Below are 899 nucleotides of genomic sequence, written 5' to 3' on the forward strand. Positions count from 1 at the left end.
GGTGTTTGGGGTTTGGGGCGTAGCGGGTTGTCCCGGTCATCGGGCCGATGGATCGCCGGTGGCCCGTAAGCACCGGCATTACGCTTCAAACGCCGCTTCCTGGCCGCGTGGGCGTGGGTGGTCATCGCGTAACGGCCCCGTTCGGGACACGGGGAGGAAGGATCCGGCACGTCTTGGACCCGACCCCATAAACAGATCTGCAGGTCCTGATACTTCTCGTACTCGTACTCGATCTTGCTCGACTCGATCGTGAAGGCCTTCGGCGCGATGACCGCTGGCGGTGAGACCGTGGGAATCACCGCTTCAGGATCCGCAGGCGGCGCGACGACCCCACCGGTGGTTCGGGAGCTCTGCCAGGGATCCGCCAAGGCCCAGGGAGCTGCCGGGTAGCCAACCCGCCTGGTTCCGAACAGACTCGTGACCAGGATCGTGCCCCCGGCGCGTTGTTCGACCTCGAGCAACCCCAGCGACTTCAACCGGTGACACCGCTTGCACCCCAAGCGCAGGTTCGCGATATCCGTCCCTCCACCGTGTTGCCACTCCCTCGTGTGGTCGATCTCGCAGGTCCTACCGGGCCCGGTGCATCCCGGGGTGGTGCAGGACCCGTCCCTGAATTGCAGGATCGCCCGCTGGGCCGCGGTAGGCCGATACCTGTTCTGGCCGAACTTCACCACCGCCCCGGTCAAGGGATCGGTGATCACCCGCCACCAGGTCTTCGCCGCGACCATCAACCGGGCCGCTGAGTACTGATCTATCGGGCCCCCACCAAGCATCGTGGGCACCGGGGCCCCGGGCTTGAGCTCGGCCACCGCCAGGGCACCCGGGGCATCCACCCCAGCCGGCCCATCCACCACAGCCGAGCCTTCCGATCCACCCGGGCCAGGACCCGCGCTGGGGGT

The 899-nt window shown here is 67.3% G+C and carries 1 protein-coding gene; it reads right to left on the bottom strand.

Features of this window, described 5'->3' with window-relative positions; genetic code table 11:
• Window positions 1–851 (bottom strand): HNH endonuclease signature motif containing protein (locus ACT3UE_RS15760; protein ID WP_444567025.1); only part of this gene is annotated, 851 nt, incomplete at its 3' end.
• Between the last annotated feature and the right edge of the window lie 48 nt (window positions 852–899).

It is taken from the genome of Arthrobacter sp. 179, from assembly GCF_052379645.1.
GTDB lineage: Bacteria > Actinomycetota > Actinomycetes > Actinomycetales > Micrococcaceae > Arthrobacter_H.